Consider the following 21,698-nt stretch of genomic DNA (forward strand, 5'->3'; position numbering starts at 1 on the left):
AACGCGTCAGAGCTTCTACCAAGCAGCTCTGACATCACATGCGGGGCGCCCCGGGATTCGGACACCGCCGGATGTTTCCAATCCCGGAGCAAGGCGCTCAACGCCAGACATCGAGGGGACTACGGCTGAGCGTCTGGCTGAGCGTGAAGCCTCACACGCGCACGCCACCGCCGGGCAAGGCCCCCCACGAGGGCCCAGCCCACCCACCCCAACGCGACCAGGCCAGAGAGCGCCCCCACGGAATCGCCGATGCGCGCGTAGAGCGTGGGGACCCGTCCCACCGGCAGCTCCGCGCGCAGCACCCGCTCCTGCGTCGTGAAGTAATCCATCTCGCCGTACACGCGCCCGTAGCCATCCACCGCCACCGACAGGCCTTGGTTGGCCTGCCGCAACATGCTGAACCCCTGCTCCACCGAACGGAACACCGCCTGCCGCATGTGCAGCGAGCTGATGCTCCGCCAATCGCTCGCGGGCAGCAGGAGCAGCTCGAGGCCCCTCGCCGTGGGGTTGACGAAGTCCGCCGGAAAGTCCCCATCGAAGCAGATGGCGCCGCCCAGGTTCCCCACCCCCGAGTCGCGCAGCACCGGCACCTCCGGGCTGCCCGGGATGGAGTGGTCCGCCTCCCAACCCGGTACCGGCCGGGCCTTCACGTAGCGCCAGGCCACGCTCCCTTCCGGCCCCACCAGGATGAGCTCGTTGCGCAACATGCGCTCCGCCGAGGGCTCGAAGCTCGCCACCGCCATTGCGAGCCACACGCTCCGCTCGCGTGCCAGGGCGCTCCCCCGTGACAGCAGGGCCGGCAGTTGCTCGGCCAGTACCACCGCGTTGCCCTCGGACCAGAGGATGAGCTTCGCCCCTCGCTCGGCCTCGCGCTCCGACAGGCGCAACAACTCCTCGTTCACCGCACGGGAGGCCTCGGCGAAGGCACGCCAGTCCTCGTCTCCAAAGGCCCCGCCCTGGATGAGCCGGGACAGCCCCGCCTCGCGTCCCGCGGCCACCTCTCCCGCCACCGTGAGGCCCGCGACCTGCACGCGCTCGCCCACGCTCCCCGCCCTCGCGAGCCGCAGCGCGCCGAAAGCGAGGATGGCCATGAGCACGCCCGCGTACACCGCGACCCCGGGTAGCACGCGACGTCCCTCGTCCCGATGCTCGAAGGCCCAGTTGACCACGGAGGCGAACCACACCAGGACGAACGTCAGGCCCCACAGCCCCGTCACCGACACGAGCTGCACCAGCACGGGCGCGCCCGCTTGGGTGTAAGCCAGCGAGCCCCAGGTTCCGAACGGATTGCCCACGCTGCTGAAGAGCTCCAGCCCCGTCATCGCCGCCGGCAGGAAGAGCGTCCCCGCGAAAGACGCCCGCGGCCCCACGATGAGCCGGTCCGCCAGGAACACCAGGGCCATGAAGAGCGCGCCGCCGAAGGCCATCCCGAAATTGCTCGCGACGGACCCCGGGAACACCTCCAGGTTCGCCACGCCCGTGGCGAGGGTGCTCACGCAGAGGATGCCGGCGAAGCCCACCCCCGGCCGTTGCTGGCGGACGAAGAAGAGCAGCAAGGCGCCCATCAGCCAGCCGGGCAGCAGCGAGCCACGCGAGTTCAAGAGCATCGACATGCCGGCCCCGCCCACCAGGGCAAGCCATGGCAGGAACACCGGCAAGCGCCGCGAGCCTTCTTCACCGCTCATCCCACTCTCCCTTCTTTTTTCGAATCCTTCGTGTGCGCGAGCCGCTGGAGCGCCTCTTGGGCCTCGTCACACCAGCGCAGGTGCGCCTCCAGTCCAAGCAACCCCGCGCGAATGGACAGGTGCCAATAGGGCAGCTCTGGGTGGCCCTCGAACGAGCGGCGGAGGTCTTCGTCGATGAGCCGCAGCGCGGCCAGCAGCCCCTCGGCCTCGGCCCGGCTGCACTCCACGTGCTCCAGCGAGGCCTCCGGTCCCACCCGGGCCCCGAAGAAGAGCTTGAGCAGCAACTCGTTGCGCTCCACGTGGGGCACCACCGGCCGCCGCAACCACTCCGCGAGCACCCGCCGCCCTTCCGCCGTCACCCGGTACACCTTGCGCACCCGCCCGCCTGGCGAGTGTTCCTCCCGGTCGAGCGCGGCCAGCCCTCCGCCTCCATCCGCTCCAGCGTCGGGTACAGGTTGCCGTAGCTCTCCTGCCAGAAGTGCCCCACCGTCTGCTCGATGGCCTGGCGCAGGCCGTAACCGCTCATGGGCTCCCGGCACAGCATCCCCAGGATGGCGAACTGGCAGGTGTTTTCTCTCGCCACTGTAACCTCCTGCCTCCCTATATATCAGTCTGATATATATGGCGCCACAGGGAATAACGCCCCGTGGTGCGGGTCCCATGCGGCGGCAAGCTCTTGCTGCCCCGGCGCTGCCTTCGTTCCCTCGCTGACGCACTGGCAGTACGTGTGCGGGGTGGGCTCAGGTGCCCGTGATACGCATCCGCGTGGACCGAGGAAGCAATGACGAAGAGCCAGCCCACCCCGCGGCCTCCCACTGTCTCCCAGAAGCCGGCGGACTCCGGGTCACTGCCCCTGGGGTGGAGGCTGGCGGGCCGCTTCGTCCTCGAGGCCGTGGCGGGCCATGGAGGAATGGGGACCGTCTACCGCGCCAGGGATTCGCTCAGCGGCCGGCCCGTGGCACTCAAGCTGCTGCACCCCTCCTCCACCTCCGACGCGGCTCAGCGCTTCACCCGCGAGGCGCAGGTGCTCGCCACCCTGCACCACCCCCGCATCGTCTCCTATGTCACCCACGGTCTCACCGAGCAGGGCCAGCCCTTCCTCGCCATGGAGTGGCTGGAAGGAGAGGACCTCGCTCAACGCCTCGCGCGCCAGCCCCTGAGCCTGCCGGAGACCCTGGCCCTGCTGCGCCATGCGTCCGAGGCGCTCGGGATGGCTCACCGGCACGGCATCGTCCACCGCGACCTCAAGCCCTCCAACCTCTTCCTGCGCGCGGGGCGCCCCGAGGATGTGGTGCTGCTGGACTTCGGCCTGGCCCGTCCCCTTGCCCCCTCGCGGGCCCTGACGGACCAGGGGCTGATGCTCGGGACCCCGGGCTACATGGCCCCGGAGCAGGCCTCCTGCCAGGGCGAGCCCACCCCCAGCGCGGACATCTTCTCCCTGGGTTGTGTCCTCTACGAGTGCCTCACCGGCCGGCGCGCCTTCTCCGCCCCCCACTTCGGCGCGATGCTGGCGAAGATCCTCCTCACCGAGCCGGAGGCGCTTCGTACCCTGTGCCCCGAGCTGCCCCGGGCCCTGGAAGAGCTGGTGGAGCACATGCTGGCCAAGGATCCGCGGAAGCGGCCGCCCGACGCAGACAGCCTGCGCGCCGCGCTGGAGGCACTCGACGCGTCCGGCGGCGGGGGCACCGCCTGCGTCCAGGCGCCTCCCCGCGAGAGCCTGGCCAACACCGAGCAGCAGCTCGTCAGCATCCTCCTGGCGGCGCTCCCAGGTCCGGCGCTCGACGGGGACACGGTGGACCTGACGGCCCTGGGCTCCTTGCGCGACTCGCTGCGCGCGCTGCTGGTGCCCCAGGGGGCTGTCGTGGAGGTCCTGGCGGATGGCTCGCTGGGCATCGCGTTTCCGCCGGGCCAGGGGACCGCGACGGATCAAGCGACGCTGGCCGCCCGCTGCGCCCTGTCCCTCAAGGAGCGCTGGCCCGAGGCCTCCGTGGCGCTCGCCACCGGCCGCGGTCTGCCCAGTGGCCGCCTGCCCGTGGGCGAGGCCGTGGATCGCGCCGGCCAGCTCCTGCTGCGGTGGGGCGGGCTGCCCGCCAGCGCCGCGGCGCACGTGCTGCTGGATGAGCTCTCCGCCGGACTGCTGGGACCTGGCTTCCAACTCACGCGGCTCGAGCCGGACCTGTTCCTGCTCCAGGGAGAGCGCTCGAGCGCGGACGCCTCGCGCCCGCTGCTGGGCAGGCCCACCCCGTGTGTGGGCCGCGAGCAGGAACTGGCCCTGCTGGAGCGAGCCCTCTCCTCCTGCGTGGAGCACTCCCTCGCCCAGGCGGTCCTGGTGACGGCCCCCGCCGGCACGGGCAAGTCCCGGCTGCGGCATGAGTTCCTCCGCCGCCTCGAGCATCAGAGACGGAAGGTGCGGATACTGATGGGCCGGGGAGAGCCCCTGGGGACAGGTTCGGCCGGCGGGCTCCTGGGTCAGGCGCTCCGTGGGCTGTGCGGTGCCTCCGAGGGCGAGCCGCTCGAGGTGAAGCGGCACAAGCTGGAGCAGCGGCTGTCACGCCACCTGCCACCGGGCGAGGCGCGAGAGGTCATCGGGTTCCTCGGCGAGCTGTGTGGCATCCCCTTCCCGGACGAGCACAGCCCCCGGCTGCACGCGATGCGCGGCGCTCCCCAGCTCCTGAAGGCCCAGGTGGACCGAGCCCTGGTGAGCTTCTTCCAGGCCGAGTGCCAGCAGGGCCCAGTGCTGCTGGTGCTGGAGGACCTGCACTGGGGGGATGAACCCTCCGTCAGGTGGGTGGGCGAGCTGCTGCGAGCGCTGGCCGGACAGCCCCTGTTGGTGCTGGCCCTGGCGCGGCCCGAGGTGCACGAGCTCTTTCCCAACCCGTGGCCCGGCTCCGTGCGGGAAGTCCCCCTGCGAGGACTCAGCCGCGAGGCGTGCGCCCGGCTGGTGCACGAGGTGCTCGGGCCGGAGGTAGCCGGGTCCGTCATCGAGCGCCTGGTGGAGCAGAGCGCCGACAACACGCTCTTCCTCGAGGAGCTCATCCGCGGGGTGGCCGAGGGGCGCGGGGAGACGGCGCCCGCGACGGTGCTGGCCATGCTGCAGGCGCGCCTGTCGCGGCTGGAGCCCGATGAGCGCCAGGTGCTGCTGGCCGCCAGCCTCTTCGGCCGCACCTTCTGGGCTGGCGGAGTGGGGGCTGTGCTGGGGCTGGAGGAGCCGCAACCGCTGGAGGGCCGGCTGCGGCGCCTGGAGAAGCTGGAGCTCATCGAGGAGCAGCCCACGCGCCGCTTTCCCTCCGAGCCGGAGTACCGCTTCCACCACGCGCTGGTCAGGGACGCGGCCTACGGCCTGGTGCCCGACGACTCCAAGCCCGTGGGCCACCGGCTGGCCGGCGCGTGGCTGGAGCGGGCCGGTGAGCACGATCCCGGGGTGCTCGCCGAGCAGGCCTGGCTGGGCCAGCAGCCCGAGCGCGCCGTCCACTTCTACAGCCTGATGGCCGAGCAGCTCCTCAACCGCCACGACGTCCATGCGGCCCTGCGAAGCGTGGAGGCGGCCCTGCGCTGCGGCCCCAGCGCCGAGGCCCGGGCCCACCTGCTCGCGCTGCGGGCCATGGCCTCCCTGTGGGGAGGGAACGTGAGCGAGGCCGGCTCCCTCGCGGCGCTGCTGCTGGAGCTGAGGGCCGGCGGCTATCCGTGGTGCAAGCTGATGGAGTTCCTCATCATCAACGGCAGCCTCGGGCCCCAGGTCGAGGGCGTGGGCGAACTGGCCGACAGGCTGTGGCAGGCCACCCCCGAGGAGGGAGCCCGGGCGGCCTATGCCGAGACGGTCTGTTTCATGACGCTGAGGATGACCTGGCTCGGCGCACGCCGGGAGGCCCTGGCCTGGCTCGAGCGCATGGCGGGGCTCGGCGGAGAGGGCTCCGCGCACACCCTCTCCATCCAGGCGTGGGCGGGCTATGCGGGCGGATTCGCCCTACACCACCTGGAGCCACGTCCGTGGCAGAGCCTGCTGCGGATCCGCCAGTCGATGCAGTGCTTCCGGGAGATGGGCTGGCCGGAGTGGATCGGCCCGCAGGTGACGGAGGGGCTGGTGCTGGCTGCCCTGGGAGAGTTGCCCGCCGGGCTGAGCGCGCTGCGGGAGGGACAGGCGGCGGGTGAGCGGAGCGGAGATTTCATCTCGCTCACCTTCGCCCGGAGCCATCTCATGCTGGTGCTGTCCGGCAGCCCTGACAAGGCCGAGCGCGAGGAGGCGCGCGCCCTGGCGAGGGAGTGGGTGGAGGGGCAGCAACCCCTCGGGGCCCCCTTCATGGCCATGGCCCTGCTCGCCCTCGCGCGGGTGGCGTTGACGGGAGGGGAGCTCGACGAGGCCGAGGCCCGGGCCCGCCAGGCGTGTGTGCCGCGAAGCCCGTACCATGTGCTGCCCGCGCGCGCGCTGCTGAGCGCCGCCCTGCTGGCCCAGGGGCGCGCCGCCGAGGCCCGCCAGGAGGCTTCGCGCGGAGTCCAGGAGTTGGAGGCGATGGGGAATGCGGGAGCCACCTCCGTGGGACTGACCCTGGCCCTCGCCGAGGCTTGCTTCGCGGATGGAGACACCGGGGCGGGCGAGGCTGCCCTGCGCGAAGCACTGCGGCACGTGCACACGCGCGCCGCGGACATTCCCGAGGCGCCCCACCGCGAGCGCTTCCTACACCAGGTGCCGGAGAACGCCCGCACCCTGAGCCTGGCACGGGAGCGCGGCCTGCACCCGCCGCCGCTGCTCGCGGCTATCCAGAAGTTGCGCAGCGAGCTGGACAGGTAGGCCCCCTCTATCGCCCGACGGGTTCGAATCCCGTCGGGGACAACCTGGGAAGCCAGCCATCTCAAGGGGTTGCTGGGCTTTTCCTTTGTCCCCTGTTCCTCATGTGTCCTCAGTGTGCCCCTCCGGCGTCTCTGTTTTCCCGTCCACCCTTCGGCAGCCCCGTCACACCCTGCCAGATGGTGCGCCGGACCTTGAGCTTGCCGCGCTGCAAGTCCACGTCGGCCCACTGGAGCCCGATCAGCTTGTCGATAATCACCGAGAAGCGCGGGAATCTGGACGAGCCGAGCGTGAGGGATCGGACGGGCTCATGGGGCCACGTGGCTAGAGGGGGCCGGGGGCGTGGCGTCCAAGAAAATTCGCTGGCAGGTGAGGGAGCAGCCAGCCAACGCGCTCGGGCTGGATGCTGCTTGGATCTACAGTTACACCGGCAAGGGCGAGACTCGTCCGGCAAGCGTGGCTGTGAGGCTGCACCAAGTGAACCCCGGCGCGGAGCCCTTGGACGCTGGCGGGGGCGGCGGTGGTGGACCCGACGGGGGAAGAGGTGGAGCTTGCCCGGTGAGCCAGCAGGCGGCGCCCTGAGCACGGCCATTGTGAGCCGTGCCGACCTCAAGGGGCCGAGCGCCCGCCAATCTCCGGGAAGCGCTCATAGGCCCGCTTCAGCGCGTCGAGGTGGGTGGGGTCGTCGTAATCGAGAGGCGTATCTGTGAGCCGAACGATCCACCCGCCCGCCGCTGTGCGCCGAGCCCGTGTGAGCAAATCCGCATCGCGGGCAGGGTCCGGAAAGCCGATGGCCTGTGCAGTAACGGCAGACCAATAATTCAGCCACCCGAGGTATTGCGGAATTGCCGGTGAATGGATGTGCCATGGCAAATTGAGCATGGGAAGCCCACGAGGTGAACGCTCCGGTCCATGAGCTGAGTGGCGCATCTGCTCTGAAACTTCTACACCATAGCCATCCGGTGACGCATGCCCCCAGTACGCGCGTGCACCCTCCGCCACGGCTTCCAGCACATCCGCCGCTGCTGCAATCCCTGCTGCGTCCAGTGGCAGCTTTGCATGCACTTCAAACAGGGGCTGGCCGCCCGGGTTGGTGCGTGCCGGTGTTTGGAGACCAGAAATCGTCACTGGGTAACTCTCGTTCCCGTTGCACAGGAAAGGGAGTTCCCCGTCCTTGGTTGCTTCTGCGAGCCATTCGTCGCGCTGTGGCAACGCGGCAAGTTGTCGCGCCTCAGTCACTCTCCACTCCAGGCGCAAGCCGGGCAACGCTCGTTCCAAGCCATGGACGGCAGCGAGTGTGCGGTTGTCATCACCCACGAGCGCAGGCGCATGGGTGATGAGAATGAGGCGCTTTCGAGCGATCATCGTGGGCACCCAGTGACGACGACATTGAGGGTGGGCGCCTTGCTGAGCAGCGCTCTCTTGTGCGCTTCGGTGCTCACACCAACGACGAAGTCATATCCACAGGCAAGCGCGGCCTTGCGCTCATTGAGCAATTGCTTCATTTCCTTCTCAATCTCCTGATCCTGGATAAATTCATTGTACCAGGGCTCGGAAGCCTCCTGGACGGCGCAACGCCCCCCGTCCGTCCAAGGCATTCAGGCCGCTCCCGTCTTGATTGCCGTCGCCGTCATCGCTCCGGTTGAGCCCCCGCGGGCGAGGCAATGGCACCGCCAATTCACCGTCAGGTAAGGTGCCGACCCACGGGAGGCGAACCATGGCTCGGCTCGATGGCAAGGTGGCACTGGTGGTGGGTGGAAGTGGCGGCATCGGCAGGGCGACGGCCTTGACGCTCGCCCAGGCCGGAGCCCGGGTCGTCGTGGCCGCACGGCGCGTGACCGAGGGCTCGGCCGTGGTCCAGGAGATCCTCGGCCAGGGTGGCACGGCACGCTTCGTCGAGACCGATATCACCCAATCGTCCCACGTGACCCGAGCCGTGGAGAGCACGGTGGCTGCTTTTGGCCGACTCGACTGCGCCGTCAACGTGCCGGGAACCACCGGCCAGCCCAGCACGATCGCCGACTGCACCGACGACAACTGGGACCAGGTGCTCCACCTCAACCTCACGGCCTTCTTCTGGTGCCTGCGCGCCGAGCTCCGGCAGATGCGGGCCCAGGGCGGAGGCGGCCGCATCGTCAACGTCTCCTCCGCCATCGGCAAGCGCGCGTTCCGCGGACTGGGGGCGTATGGGGCCACCAAGCGCGCCCTGGAGAGCCTCACCGAGACCGCCGCGCTCGAGGTGGCCTCGGAAGGCATCACCGTCAACGCGGTGGCCCCGGGCTCCATCGAGACGGAGACCTTTATCGGTTTCACCCAGGGCGACGCGGCCACCCAGCGGATGATGGCCGAGACCTACCACCCCCTGGCCCGCATCGGGCAGCCCGACGAGGTGGCCCGTGCCATCCTCTATCTCTGTGCCGATGCCACCTTCACCACCGGCACCACCCTCCCCGTAGACGGCGGCTGGCTCTTCCGCTCCTAGCGACTGGAGGCAAAGCGCAGCGGAGGGGACTCGGAGGGGCCACGCGAGCCTCAGGCCGCCCGGGCCGGCTGGCCGCCACCCCCACCGCCAGAGGCACTGCGAAGCGCGCGCTCCATCGCATCAATGGTAGCGCGGTGCTCGGCGGGCAATTCCCTCCGCAGCTGGCCCAGCAACTCCAGCCATTCCCCACGGCCCGAGCGGAAGTTGCCCTGGCGCATGATGTTGGCCAGCACCACGTAGGTGCTGTGGGCCGGATCCTCGTGGCCCGCGCCCATGGTGCTCAGCAGTTGGAAGGCCTTCTCCCCTTCCAGCCCGAAGTCCTTCGCCATCTTCACGAAGTTGTCCAGGCTCAGGCCGTTGTTGGAGCCCTCGGTGAGCAGCCACGGGTGCTGTTTAGCGAGATCCTGCAGCCGCTCGGGGGAGAGCTTCAGCTCATTCACCAGCTCCATCACCCGCTCGCCGTCCGCGTCCAACAGCGTCTGGCGCAGCGGATCCTTCACCCCTGCCTTGTCGAGGAACTCGCGCCGCTGAGCCTCGAACTCCCCCTTCTCCCACAGCCAGCTGATGCCCTCGCCCAGCGCGGTGATGCCCGCGGCGATGCCACTCACCACCAGGCCCACCGGCTGGCCTCCGGGGATGAGCTCGATCGAGGCGCCCAGCACGCCCAGCGCATCGCCCAACAGGGCGATGACCTTGCCCGCGTTCGGATCGTCCTTGAGGTCCCCCACCCGCAGGCCGAAGGAAGTAGCGCTGGCCACCAGGCCCAGGGCAGGCGCCAGACGCGCGGCGAAAGAGGCGAAGCGGCTCGCCTGGGCGCCTGCATCCACGCCGAAGCGGGCGAACTTGCCGGCCTGGGCCAGTGACTCGGTGGCCCCCGCCAACATGGTGAGGCCTCCCTTGCTGGCACTGGCGATCTCCTTGATCATCGTGCCGTACTCGCCCTCGCGCCCGGCGTTGACCGCCGCCACCGCGCCGAAGGCGACTGCCGCCGACGCGAGCGCCTTCGACCAGCCGCTGCCAGTCTCCCAGTTGTCGGCCAACTGGCGCAGGCGATCGAAGTTGTTGGTGCGCACCATCTCGTCCATGGCCGCAAGCCCGTCTTCGATGTCGCCCTTGGCCCCATCCGTGTCGGCAAAGGCAATCTTGAAGGGCTCGAGCAGGCTCTGCAGCTGCTTGAGGCCATCCTCGGGCTTGTCGACCTGCGCGAGGATGTCCGCAGCGGCGTTGGGGATGGCGGCTTGGACGACCTTCGACTCGAAGTCGGGGAAGGCCTTGAAGGTCTGCGCGAGGGTGGAGGACGGATCCTGGACGATGCGACCGCCCACCTCCAGCGCCACCTGAGCCTTGGGCGAGGTGGCCAGCAGCTCGAGCGCCTTGTTGAGCGCCGTGGCATCCCGGTCCGGCCGAGTGATGGCGGCATTGAACAGCGCCCCCTCGTTCCGCTGCACCACGTCCGCCAGACGCTGGGCGGTCTGCTCCAGCTCCTGGTAGACGCGCTGGTTGTCCGGGTGCTCCTGGAAGGCCTTGATGTAGTCCGCGCGCTGCTTGTCGGTGAGGGCTGGACCGAAGCCAGACAGCTGCTTGGCGAGCTCCTCGTCCAGCTTGGCCGCATCGGCCTTGGCTTCCTCGTAGGCCTCGGAGGCCTCGTTCAGCTCCCTCACTGCGGCGTCCGCGTTGGAAGCGCGGCTCACGGTGGAGACGCCCAGCGCATTCTTCACTTCTCCCCAGGGAGCGGGGGCGCGCGAGAGATACGCCTGCATGTCCGCGTCGGTGAAGGTGCCCGCCTCGCGCGCGTGGCCGAGCGCGGTGAGGAGCGCCTGGCGCTGCTCCGGCTCACCGCGGAACTCGCCCGTCCCGGCCTTGATGAAGAGCCCTTCGAAGCCGGCGACCACGTTGTTGAGCATGGACTCCGCGCCGCCCTTGTTCATCAGGCCGATGAGGTGCGCCTGATAGTCGGCGTCACCCGCGTGCTGCTGCAGCAGCTCGGCGGCGAGGTGGGGCTGGCCGAGGTGGTGTGCCTTCTCGAGCAGCTTGAAGTCCTCCTCGGCCTTGCGCACAGACTCGGGGTTGAGCGCGCGGGGGGTGGTGGCCACGTCGGCCACCAACATCTGCTGCAGCGATTCGGGCACGCGGGCGCGTTTGATGGCCTCGGCTCGCTCGGGGCTGCCCGGCGCGGCGGCGAAGATGCGCGCGGCCTGCGAGGCCTGGAGCGTCCCCACCTCCTTGTACTCCGGCCGGGCCTGGCGGAAGGCCGCCATGTCCTCGTAGCTCTTGCCGCTCGAGGGATCCAGAATGCGCTGACCCTGGCGCACCACCACGTGACCCGACTGCCCCTCGGCCCCGGGGCGGGTGTCCTTCAGGAAGACGAGCTCGGAGCGGGCGCGCAGCTCGGGGCTCGCCTTCTCCACCCAATCCGCCGCAACGTCCAGGCAGTTGGCCTGGCCGTCCTTGTTGTTCTCAGTGAGCAGCGTGCTCGCCGGTGCTTGCGTGCCGCCATCCAGCCGCAGGCCGTTCTGACGCGCGCCCTGCTGGAAGCCGGAGCGCTGCTGCTGGGCGGAGGCCTCGGCCGCCTTGCGAGCAGCTTCCGCCGCGGCCTTGCGAGCGGCTTCCTCCGCTGCCTTGCGCGCAGCCTCCGCCGCCTGCCGTGCTGCCTCCGCTCCATTGCCGGAACCGCTGATTCGCTGTGGGGACATGGCTCGTCGTCATCCGCTCGAGGGTTCCCCTGAAGTATCCGTGAGAAGGCTGCTCGAGTTGCTTCGACGGGCGGACACTCCACAGGCCTGTGTAGGCCTCAAAACCCAAAGGTACGACGAGACACGACAAGCAATACAAAGGACCTGGCCTTCAACCTGGGCGGGCCTCGGCCCTCGCCCCGAGCCTGGGCGATGCGCGCGCCAAGACCCTGCTGCAGCTCGCTGACGACGAACAGGCAGAGCAACCTGACGAGCCCCTCCCCTCCTCTTCCTGCGAGGAATGACCAGGAGGAACGGAGTGTAGAAGACGGCCGGTCGACAGGCCTAGAACCGTGTGCCATGCCGCAACCCCCCCGCCTCCGAGCCCCTCTGGCCCGTTCGACGCTCGTCCACATGGGCGTGCGCATTGCGGTCATCGTCGCCCTGACGACCCTCTTCAGCTACGTCCACATGTACAAGACGCTGCGCACGGAGGCTCTCGAGCAGCTGAAGCAGCATGTCTCGGAGCGCGGCCACCGGGAGCAGGCCATCTTCGTTCTGGGCGAGGACAACCATGCCCTCCTCAAGACGACCCTGGAGGAGCGGATCCAGAACCTCCCGCCGGAAGAGGTGAGCGCCCGTTTCGATCGCCTCTTTGTCCAGCGGCCCGATGGCACCATCCGCAACCGTGCCGAGGGCCTCGATAGCACCAAGGTGCCGTGTGTCTTCGTCCCCCAGGGAGTGAACGTCGACACGAACCTGCGCCGGACGATTCTCGCCTCGTACGACGTGGTCTCCTGGTACGGACCTGCCTTCCATGTCCGTTTCACGAACACCGGCGTCACGCTGCCGAATGGGTCGTTCATCCTCTACTGGCCCGGGAACTCCACCTGGTGCCTGGAGATCGAGCCGGACTTCCGGATCACCGACTTCACGCACTACACCATCAGCCTCCCCGAGAATGATCCCGAACGAAAGACGATCTGGTCCGGCGTCTACCAGGATCCCGTCAGCAACAAGCCGATGGCCTCGGTCTCCACGCCATTGGAGCAAGAGGGCCGTCACATCGCGACCCTCAGCCATGACGTGCTCCTCGAGGAGTTGATGGCCCGAACCATCAACGATCACCTGCCTGGCGCATACAACCTCCTCTTCCGCGATGACGGCCAGCTCATCGCCCATCCCGAGCTGACAGGCACCCCAGAGCAGCAGAAAGCCCACCTCCGGGACATCATCGAGCGGGTGAAGAACCATCCACCCGACACAACCGAGCTGGAGCTCCCTCAGCACAACGAGTACCTCGCCACGGCCCGAATCCAGGGCCCCGGTTGGAACTTCGTCACCGTGCTCCCGGAAGCCACGGTGGCATGGCCCGCGATCCGTGCGGCCAGCACCGTCCTGATCCTCGGAATCCTCTCGCTCTGCCTCGAGCTGGCCATCCTGTATTGGGTGCTCCAGCAACAGCTCACCCGTCCGCTGCTCGCCTTTACCCGGGCCTCGGATCGGGTGGCCGCCGGTGAGTTCCACGTCGAGCTGGACACCTCACGCGGCGACGAGCTGGGGCAACTGGCTCGCTCCTTCCGGCTCATGGCGGACCAGGTGCAACGGCGCGAGGAGGAGCTGCGTCACGCCAACGAGAGCCTCGAGCAGCGCGTCGAAGAGCGCACCCGCGAGCTCAAGGACATCCACACGCAGCTGGTACAGACCGCCCGCCGCGCCGGCATGGCGGAGATCGCCACCAACGTGCTGCACAACGTGGGCAATGTCCTCAACAGCGTCTACACCTCCGCCCAGCTCGCCAAGGAGCGCGTGGTCGACTTGCGCCTGCAGCACGTGAGCCGCATCGCCCAGCTGCTCCAAGAGCACCAGTCCGACGTCGGCACCTTCCTCACCCAGGACACGCGCGGACGCAACGTCATGCCCCTCCTCGACAAGTTGGGGCAGAACCTGCTCGAGGAGCAACAGGAGATCGTCTCGCTGCTCAATGACGTGGGGCGCTACACCGAGCACGTCGGAGACATCGTCAAGGTGCAGCAGAACTACGCGCGCATCCCCCGGCTGCATGAATCCGTGCAACTGGCGGAGTTGGTGGAGGACGCACTGCGCATCAACTCGGCCGGAATCTCCCGTCACCAGGTGAAGGTGCTCCGCGACCTGGCGGCCCTGCCTCCGATGCTCACCGACAAGCACAAGGTGCTGATGATCCTCGTCAACCTGATCAGCAACGCCAAGTACGCGTTGGATGCGGTGCCACCGGCCGAGCGGACGCTCACCCTGAAGATGGAGCCCATAGACTCCGACCGCGTTCGCCTCCAGGTGCACGACAACGGCATGGGCATCGTGCCGGAGATGCTCACCCGTATCTTCCAGTTCGGCTTCACCACCCGGGAAGAGGGGCATGGCTTCGGCCTGCACTCCAGTGCCATCGCGGCCCAGGAGCTGGGTGGCACCCTCACCGTCCACAGCAACGGCCCAGGGCACGGAGCCACCTTCACGCTGGAGCTCCCCTACGTCCCCAATCCGCAAGTCTAGGCGCAAGAGGGAACGCAGACTGAAACAAGGGAGGCCCAGCGGGCAGTTGCCGCTGGGCCTCCTTTGTTTGAGGCTTCCTCACTCAGGGAATGCCGGCATCAGCTCCTTCCCCATCGCATTCGCATACGACCGTGATGCCGAAGGGCGCCTCTCGGGGCTCTCCACAGGCAATCTTTCCTCCTCCATGCCCGTAGGACCCACCCGGGAGCCACCCAGCCTTCGAGCTAAACTCGAATTTATAATCACACTCCCGCATTGGGGTCGGCGCCCTGAAGTAGAGCCAGATGCGATCCTGATGCTCCCATAGCGGCTTGGAAAGAACCGCCACGAGAGCACCAGACAAGAACACGAGGCTCCACAAGATGATCCTCAAGAGGAGGCTAGCGACACTTTTTGGCCATCTCATAACCGCTGCACTCGAGTTTCGCGGCGTCGGTCCCCTGAGGATCTGGCGGAGCCCCCTTCTTCCCCGGGACCATACTACAGGCATGCGCGGCCTCGTGGATCATCATGTCCGTGAAGAACCCCACATAGTTCTCGTCCGTGCAATACTTCTTGTTGAAGAAGACCTGCCACTGGGACATCGAACTTTCGCCGCGACAGCCTTCCATTGGCCCACACGTCACCGCATGCAGATCCTTGTCGCCACCCTTGAATTCATACTCGCGCGCAATGGGTCCCGACAAGGGCCGGAGCATGTCGCACACATCACAATAGCCACAATCACTGAACGCCTTCTGGCATGCGCACTTGGATTTCTCCGCCGAAGACAGGTCGCATCCCGCCTTGAACCAGGCCCGCACCAGCGCCTTCTCGAAGTTGGGGCAATTGGTCGTGGCATCGATGAAGAGACCCGTCGAGTCAGCGAAGCGGAGGGGGTTGTTGGAGGCGTACCCATACGACGGATAACGAGACATCAGCGGGTCCCATGAGGCCAGGGGCTCCGACTGCAAGTACCTGCCAAGGCGCGGATCATAGTAGCGGTTCCAGTTCTCGAAGAGGTCGGTCTCTGCGTCGTGGTACTGCCCAGGAAAGCGAAGCGGTATCCAGAAGGGCTGAGCCCCGGTCTGGTAGCGCTGGTACTCATACGCCTCCAGTACCACTCCCGACGCCGTGTCGGCGGCGGTGTTTGCTTGAATCTTCGTAAGGGACTGACTGGTGCAGTCCTCGTAACAGAAGAGGTCATTGCAGATAACCGGACACGACTGGGTGTACGTGAACCGCACCTGCGCGTGCCCCGCGGAGGTCTGCACCCAGTTAGACCAGAAATAGCCCTGCCCGGAGCCATCAATGCTTTCCGAAAGCGCAGTACCCGTCGTCCCATCGAACAATCGGACGTTGCCTACGCCCTGGGTGTCAACCAGGTGGAACAGGACCCTCATCTTCACCTGGGTGGAAGCACTCGCGGGCTGCCGCAAGTTCGCCAGCGTGTAGGCCTTGCCCATGGATTGGAGCGGGTGCTCCGTCTCCACTCCCAGCGACACCCGATTGGCCTGACCGAACGGTTCATGATCCACCGCGCCCGCCACGAGTCCCGCGCCGTCCAACAAGAGGACGGGCTTGCCAATATGGTCCGTTACCGGGAAGAACACCCCACACGCTGAGGCTTCTCCATTGCGCGAGCAGTCTGCCGAGGCATCCGACAGCCGGCCCCAGGTGGTGTTGAGTTTGCCGCGCACCATGACCACCGGACGTCCATCCAGCCACACATAATCATCCTGGGTATGGTGTGCCACGGGCGTGCGGATGCTACTGCTCCCCCGATCCACCAACATCTGGTTCGACAGATCGTGGAAGTACTCATCCGAGGATCCACCGGGATAGCTCTTCAATCGGCGGCGGCCCAGCGCATCATAGTAGTAGTTGTAGAAGACGCCATTCACTTCCACGGCACGGAAGACGGTCTCGGTGGCTACACCCACAGACTGGCCATAGACGAAGCCCAGCCTATACGTCGGCAGCCCGGCCAGCTCGCGTGCCCCTTCCTTTCGAATGACCCGCCCATCCACGTCATACCCCAACGAGTAGCCCAGGAGGCTGCCCGGTGCGGTGGACCGCCATTCCGTCAACCTGTCTCCCCGCGGAGAAGCCTCGTAGCCCTGAGTGTAGGCCGTGCCATTGATGTTCATGGACGTATGGTTGCCACGACCATCGTAGCTGAGGGCCTGGTTGCCAGACGCGACGCCACTGGCAGACCACTGCGCCCCCGTCAGCCGTAACGTCTTGTCGTACCCGTACGTCTCCGTCCTCGGGTCCGAGGACCCCAGCAGGCACGTGTCGGTGCGCACCACCTGGTCCGCCGTCCAGGTATACGTCCGCTTGTAGATGTCACCACTCCCCGTTCCCAGGGGAACCGAGCCTGATGAGACACGCAGACTGCGCAGCCGGCCCGTCAGGTCAGAGCTCGCCGCCGACGGGAAGGCGACCGCGCAGCCCACGGGTGGCTGAGAGCCATCATCTCCCAGCGCATACTCCACCGTACGCGTCGTATTGGAGGTAGGCGAGTGAACAGTGTAGCCACGCAGCCCCGCATACGGCTCCCAGGTGATGTTGCTCAGCAACCGTTTGGAGATCCAGGCCGTGACATCGTACAGCATCACGTCGATGGCCTGCACCCTGTCCACGTCGCCTCCCGTCCCATACACATACCTGACCGTTCGCCCATTGGGGTACGTTACCGAGGCGAGGTTCCCGTTGCCCGTGTACGTGTAGAAGGTATGGGGGTTGGCATTGGCCTCGGTGCCACACGTCGTCGCACCGGCCCGTACGCGCACCTCGCCCACGACCTGCCCCTGCTCGTTGTACTGGAACCAGGTCCGTCCGAAGGAATCCTCCCGGGAACTCATTCGTCCCTTGGCAAGAGCCACAGCCGGACAACCAGCGGGGGGGGCCGCACCCTGTCCATCGTAGAAGAACCGGTAGAGGAGCTCACTCCCCGCGGAGTGCATCCGGTGGACGTACAGCCGGCGAGAGAGCTGATCATACGTCATGGAAACGAACTCCTGCGCCTGGCGCATGGCTTCCGTCTCCCTCACCACGGTGTTGTCCTGCGCGTCGTAAGCATAGCGAGTTGGCCCCTCGGCATGCGGTAGCGACGCCTCCACCACCCGATTGAAGTCATCGTGGGCGTAGGTGGCAGCGGGCTGCGTACAAGCCGCGTAGGTGGCGCCAACGGGACACCCGCTCTTCACGCCGGCGATATTGCCCTGGGCGTCGTACTCGAAGAGCGTCATGCTCCCCTGGCCCGGGTTGGCCGTGGGGTACTCCGTGATGCTGGTCAACCGGTCGGCGCGGTCATAGGTGAGAGCCGAGCACAGCTCGGACTGAGGAGAGCCCGTCGACGGGTTCACGTTGCACCAGGCAGGCGGCGCATTGAACGGCAGCCCCACGCCCGTCGAGTTGTCCGAACCGTCGAAGGAGCTCGCCGCGGTGTAGCTACCCGCTCCCTCTCCCCACTTCTGCCACGTGGGACGGTGGTGTGCGTCGGCCGCGAACTTCAACACCCTGCGTGTTTCCGCACCGCTTCCCGTCCAGCGCTGGTAACGCTCCTCCTTCACCGTACCATCAGGCCAGTAGGTATAGAGGACCCGCTCCGTCCAGGTGGCTCCGTCCAGCGTGGACGCCTTGGCCTTCCACTGCAACTTCTCCGTCCTGGTACCGGAGCACCCGCTAGCCGGGTCTCCCTTCCGGAAGCACAGCACTTCGAAGTTCCCTTCCGGGTACTGAATGGACGTCAGCTTCCCTCCATCGTATCTGTACAGCGTGGGGAGCTGGCTCCCCACCTGGACGGAGGACACCTTCCCCTGCTCGTAGGTGAACCTCGTGATGACACCATCCTCGCCCAAGACCACGGTCGGATTGCCGAAAGCGTCATACTCCAGTGTCGTCGTTACCAGAGGAGACAACGCCAAGGACGGGAAGCGCGACACACTCTTGAGGCGGTTGCGTACCGAGACATCCGCATCGGCCGACCAGTATTCATATCGCGTGAGCGGGTAGTCCGTGGAGCCGCAGTCCGTGGCGGTCTCCCCGGTTACCTCACACGGGCCATGCACCTCCAGTACTCGGCCGTAGGGGTCCTTCACCGTTCCGTTCGCGGAGACATACGACGTGAAGGTGAAGGTCCCGTAGTACTTCTTCTCCGTCTGCCACCCCGTGGTGCGCAGGACACGCGTCCAGCCGGAACGGATGGTAGCCTTCTTCCTGTCCGTCTCGGGCGCGGGAGTGGTCGCCGGCTCGTAAAGGTAGAGCTTCCGGGCTTGATCTGGAGTGCCGCTGGGCGCCAGCACGGAGGCCTGCTGCTCAAAGCTCGTCAGCTGGGTGTTCTGTGAGCCATAAACGTAGCCGTAATCCGTCCGCTCCACCGCTCCCGTGCCGTTGAAGTCGGTGGCTCCCCGGAGGACCGCTGTCTTCTCGATAAGCTGGGCCGGCTTACCCGTGGGCGCTGGCGAGTACAGGTTCACCTCCCAGTTGCCACGCTTGTCCTGGATGGCCTTCTCGTGTCCAGGCAACGAAGAGGTGGCGCAAGGCCACTCGTACCGGACGCTCCCGGGGGAACAGGACTGGGGCGAGCCCGCGCAGTTGTCGGTGGTGCGGTAGAGCCGAGGCTCGTGATAGGAGCCGTACGCTGCTACCGTGTCGTAGGTGCGCTGGAAGTTGGGCGTCGCGCCCTCGGTACCGTCTCCCCGGCCCGCTGAAGTATCCGTCACCCACCGCGGCTGCAATGAGTACTGTTTGCAGAGTCTGTTCGTGGGATCGGGCACGCTTGTGCCTCCCTGCCATTGCACGGTGAGCGTCTGACCGTCCACCTGCGAGGAGACGGCACGCACTGCACTCGACACGGTGGCGAAGTTGTGGCGGACGGCCTCCTGCCCGTCGCGGAGCACCACGAAGTTCTCACCCGTATAGTCATAGGTCTCGGTGTTACCCGCGGCCCATGCAATCGCCCGCAGCCGGCCCGAGCGCTCCACCGCGCCATCCGTCAGGTAGTTGTAGGACACCAGCAGCTCGTCCGGCCTTCCCTGCTGACGCAGAAGGATCTCACTGATGACACAGTCCGTCACAGTCGTCGAACCGCGCTGCAGCGCCTTGTATTGGAAAACCAGTTGCGTCCCGTCCACCGTCGTCACCGTGCTGAGGTACGGCAGGCCCGTCGTAGCTCCGTTCGTCCCCAACCGGCACGTCAACCCGCTCGGCAGTGCATACTCGAGCGTTGCCAGCACGGCGCCTCCCGGCTCCAGGATGCGCGTGAGGAAATACTTCGAGGGCCCCACGCTCGGCTTGTACTCGGCGTCGAAGACCAGCCGCTCGAGCCCCTCGACGTGGTAGACGAACCCCGTCGACGTGCGCTCCAGCCTGTCTCTCTCGGCCGCATGACCGGAACCCTGGGATGCGAAGCAACTCCCCCCGGCCGGAAGGGAGCACGCCCCGAACTCCACCTGGCGACCGTCGCGATCCACCACCCTCCACGAGGAGCCGTTGACATTCACCAGCGAGAAGAAGTTGTGCCACCAGCGCGGAATGTCCCGGCTCTCCTTGGAGCCAAAGGGCAACGGAACATTCTCCGTCGTCAGGGTCCCATAGGTCCATGCCTCGTTGTGCGAGACATAGGATCGCATGAAGGGCAGACGCCCCAGCGAGGTCTGGAGAATGAAGTCCTCGGACCGGTAGAGATTGTGACCACTCGCAATGTTGATGGGGTCTCCAACGTTGAGTGACCCCTTGGACACCGGCGAGCACCCTTTCGGTCCTCGCAAGGGGCCCAATGAATTGGGCGGACAGAACTGCGCCCGGCTGCTCGAGGGAATCACAAGCAGGAGAAGTATCAATACAGCCTTACATGTGTTCAAGGATTCTACTCCTGAAGTGAGGCGAGTTTCGTGGTCCGCCCACCCTGGACGAGCCAAATAGCGCCCTGGTTCTGGAAGAGGATCTGCGTGGAATCGATACCGTACTGAGGCTTCAGGGTCGATGAATCGTGCTCGACCTCGAGCAGCACGGAGGCCTTGCGGCTGGAGACATCCATCTCAATGATACGAGTCCGGTCGGAACCGGTGGATGTGAGAAGCAGGCGACGACCGTCCGGAGAGAGAGAAACCTCGCCCACCCTCCATTCACTCACGGGATGATCAACCACCTTGCCGGAGGACAACTCCACCACGGACAGGAAGCGGCGCCCGTCGCAGGGGGTGTGCACGAAAAAGAGGCGTCCCGCATGAGGGGACGTGGGACCGATGTGGCATCCCTGTCCCGACGTGAGCGCCCGAAGGTTGGAGCCATCGAGCCCCACCTCGTAGAGCTGTGCACTGGCTTTCATCTCGTGCTGCCCAGGGGGTCCACCCGCGAGTGGGTGATGTGCGAAATAGGCCTTCTTCCCATCGTGACTCACCGCCACTTCCGCGTGGTACCCCCGCTCATCCCCAATGCGCATGGGCTTGGAGGTGGGTAGGCCGTCCCACTTGAAAAGCAGCGTGTTTTGCACGGACGGGTCGTACGAAGTGAACACCAACCATTGACCATCAGGAGTGATGGCCACGCTCGTGGGATTGAACTCCGGAGCAAACCGGACCCGGCGCAGGTCCCGAGAATGCACGTCGACAATGGTCCAGACGAGCTCCTGGCCGAACACCGCATGGCGAGGTCCAACCCAGGCCTTTGCCTTCGATTTAGGAGTTGTCCCCGCTCTTGCTTGCGCCGAGGACAATCCCACGCATACACCTATCAGAACGAAGAGCCATGCTCTCAACAGGGCCCCCCGCGAGAATCCGTAGAGCATCATTTCAATTAACAAACAGACAATGAGCACATGAGGCGCTCCCTCCCAAAATGGCTGGAAGAGAAATGCCCTGGTGCATCAGGTGGTCATCGCTCAGGGGCTCACTGCACCTGGAGGCTTTCGCTAGAACCCAAGGCAGCAGGAACACACATTCGACCGTCAGGTGTCGGGTAGACCTGGGCACACCTCCAGTTGCTCGGGCACTCCTTGTCACCTTGACAAGCACGACTGCAGACGTACCCCTCCTTCCGGCCTGGCTTCACATGAAGACAAACTCCAGATAGACACACACTGGCTCCAGCATCCGTGCAGTCCTCCCCCACCTGCTTCACCGCCTTCCCTGCCACCAGCGGGCGATGCTCCGTAAGGACTTCCTGTTCCGCACTGCCCATAGGAACATCCTGGATCTTCCCGCAGCCCATCCACACGCTCGTGGCGAGCCCAAACACCAACACAATCCGCATGGAATTTTCTTTCCGTCTGAAATTTATGAAATTCAGTCCCCGCCCAGTGGGTCACTCAACTCCCCACTTAGACCGATCTACCACTTCTTTCTCATGTTGTTTGCCAAACTTTCGAGGCATCAATAACCCCCCATGCTTCTGTCACGGCCCATCCCACTTCCGTCTGAAGATTTCCGGCGACATTGCCGCAAGGAATAAAAAAACACCCGAACCACCATCTCGAGCGGCTCGCAGGCACAGGAGAGGAGAGCTGAGGGAGCCTTCGCGGACAGGTCCTTGGTGCATCAACGTCCTGTCCTGCGCGA

General features: G+C 66.5%; 12 protein-coding genes. 3 read left to right on the plus strand and 9 right to left on the minus strand.

The window, feature by feature from the left end; all coding sequences use genetic code 11:
• Nucleotides 1-119: 119 nt before the first annotated feature.
• Genes F0U60_RS31690 through F0U60_RS31700 form a run of 3 tightly spaced genes read right to left on the minus strand, consistent with a single transcriptional unit; the run spans nt 120 to nt 2,268 of the window.
• Entirely contained in the window at nt 120-1,685 is a 1,566-nt protein-coding gene (locus tag F0U60_RS31690; RefSeq protein ID WP_395805402.1) for a nitrilase-related carbon-nitrogen hydrolase, read from the minus strand.
• Complete coding sequence (locus F0U60_RS31695) at nt 1,682-2,062, minus strand: hypothetical protein (protein ID WP_395805404.1); 381 nt, start codon at nt 2,060-2,062, stop codon at nt 1,682-1,684. The genes F0U60_RS31690 and F0U60_RS31695 overlap by 4 nt, the downstream gene beginning before the upstream one ends.
• The gene (locus tag F0U60_RS31700; RefSeq protein WP_395805406.1) at nt 2,041-2,268 is read right to left on the minus strand and encodes a PadR family transcriptional regulator; all 228 of its coding nucleotides are present in this window, start codon (nt 2,266-2,268) and stop codon (nt 2,041-2,043) included. Before F0U60_RS31700 ends, F0U60_RS31695 begins: the two co-directional genes overlap by 22 nt.
• 198 nt (nt 2,269-2,466) lie before the next feature.
• Between F0U60_RS31700 and F0U60_RS31705 the strand changes: the two genes are divergently transcribed.
• Entirely contained in the window at nt 2,467-6,471 is a 4,005-nt protein-coding gene (locus F0U60_RS31705; RefSeq protein WP_395805408.1) for a protein kinase, read from the plus strand.
• Between the two features lie 109 nt (nt 6,472-6,580).
• On the opposite strand, the gene F0U60_RS31710 is transcribed toward F0U60_RS31705, so the two are convergent.
• From F0U60_RS31710 to F0U60_RS31720, 3 genes are all read right to left on the minus strand, one after another.
• Nucleotides 6,581-6,727 (minus strand): hypothetical protein, encoded by a 147-nt coding sequence (locus tag F0U60_RS31710; RefSeq protein ID WP_395805410.1) that lies wholly within the window; start codon nt 6,725-6,727, stop codon nt 6,581-6,583.
• A 350-nt stretch (nt 6,728-7,077) separates the two neighbouring features.
• Nucleotides 7,078-7,833: a DUF5953 family protein gene (locus F0U60_RS31715; RefSeq protein ID WP_395805412.1), complete on the minus strand. Its 756-nt coding sequence runs from the start codon at nt 7,831-7,833 to the stop codon at nt 7,078-7,080.
• Nucleotides 7,830-8,066 (minus strand): DUF6310 domain-containing protein, encoded by a 237-nt coding sequence (locus tag F0U60_RS31720; RefSeq protein WP_395805414.1) that lies wholly within the window; start codon nt 8,064-8,066, stop codon nt 7,830-7,832. Before F0U60_RS31720 ends, F0U60_RS31715 begins: the two co-directional genes overlap by 4 nt.
• 119 nt (nt 8,067-8,185) lie before the next feature.
• On the opposite strand from F0U60_RS31720, the gene F0U60_RS31725 reads away from it, so the two are divergent.
• Entirely contained in the window at nt 8,186-8,950 is a 765-nt protein-coding gene (locus F0U60_RS31725; RefSeq protein ID WP_395805416.1) for an SDR family NAD(P)-dependent oxidoreductase, read from the plus strand.
• 50 nt (nt 8,951-9,000) lie between these two features.
• Here the strand turns inward: F0U60_RS31725 and F0U60_RS31730 are convergent, their stop codons facing one another.
• Nucleotides 9,001-11,643 carry a hypothetical protein gene (locus tag F0U60_RS31730; protein WP_395805418.1) on the minus strand — a complete coding sequence of 881 codons (2,643 nt, stop codon included), beginning with the start codon at nt 11,641-11,643 and terminating at the stop codon, nt 9,001-9,003.
• A gap of 339 nt (nt 11,644-11,982) precedes the next feature.
• On the opposite strand from F0U60_RS31730, the gene F0U60_RS31735 reads away from it, so the two are divergent.
• A complete protein-coding gene (locus F0U60_RS31735; RefSeq protein ID WP_395805420.1) occupies nt 11,983-14,154 on the plus strand; it encodes an ATP-binding protein in 2,172 nt (723 codons plus the stop codon).
• A gap of 380 nt (nt 14,155-14,534) precedes the next feature.
• Here F0U60_RS31735 and F0U60_RS31740 read toward each other — a convergent pair whose 3' ends face one another.
• Nucleotides 14,535-19,883 (minus strand): RHS repeat-associated core domain-containing protein, encoded by a 5,349-nt coding sequence (locus tag F0U60_RS31740; protein WP_395805422.1) that lies wholly within the window; start codon nt 19,881-19,883, stop codon nt 14,535-14,537.
• Between the two features lie 125 nt (nt 19,884-20,008).
• Nucleotides 20,009-20,959 (minus strand): TolB family protein, encoded by a 951-nt coding sequence (locus F0U60_RS31745; RefSeq protein ID WP_395805424.1) that lies wholly within the window; start codon nt 20,957-20,959, stop codon nt 20,009-20,011.
• Between the last annotated feature and the right edge of the window lie 739 nt (nt 20,960-21,698).

The organism is Archangium minus, assembly GCF_044360475.1.
GTDB lineage: Bacteria > Myxococcota > Myxococcia > Myxococcales > Myxococcaceae > Archangium > Archangium minus.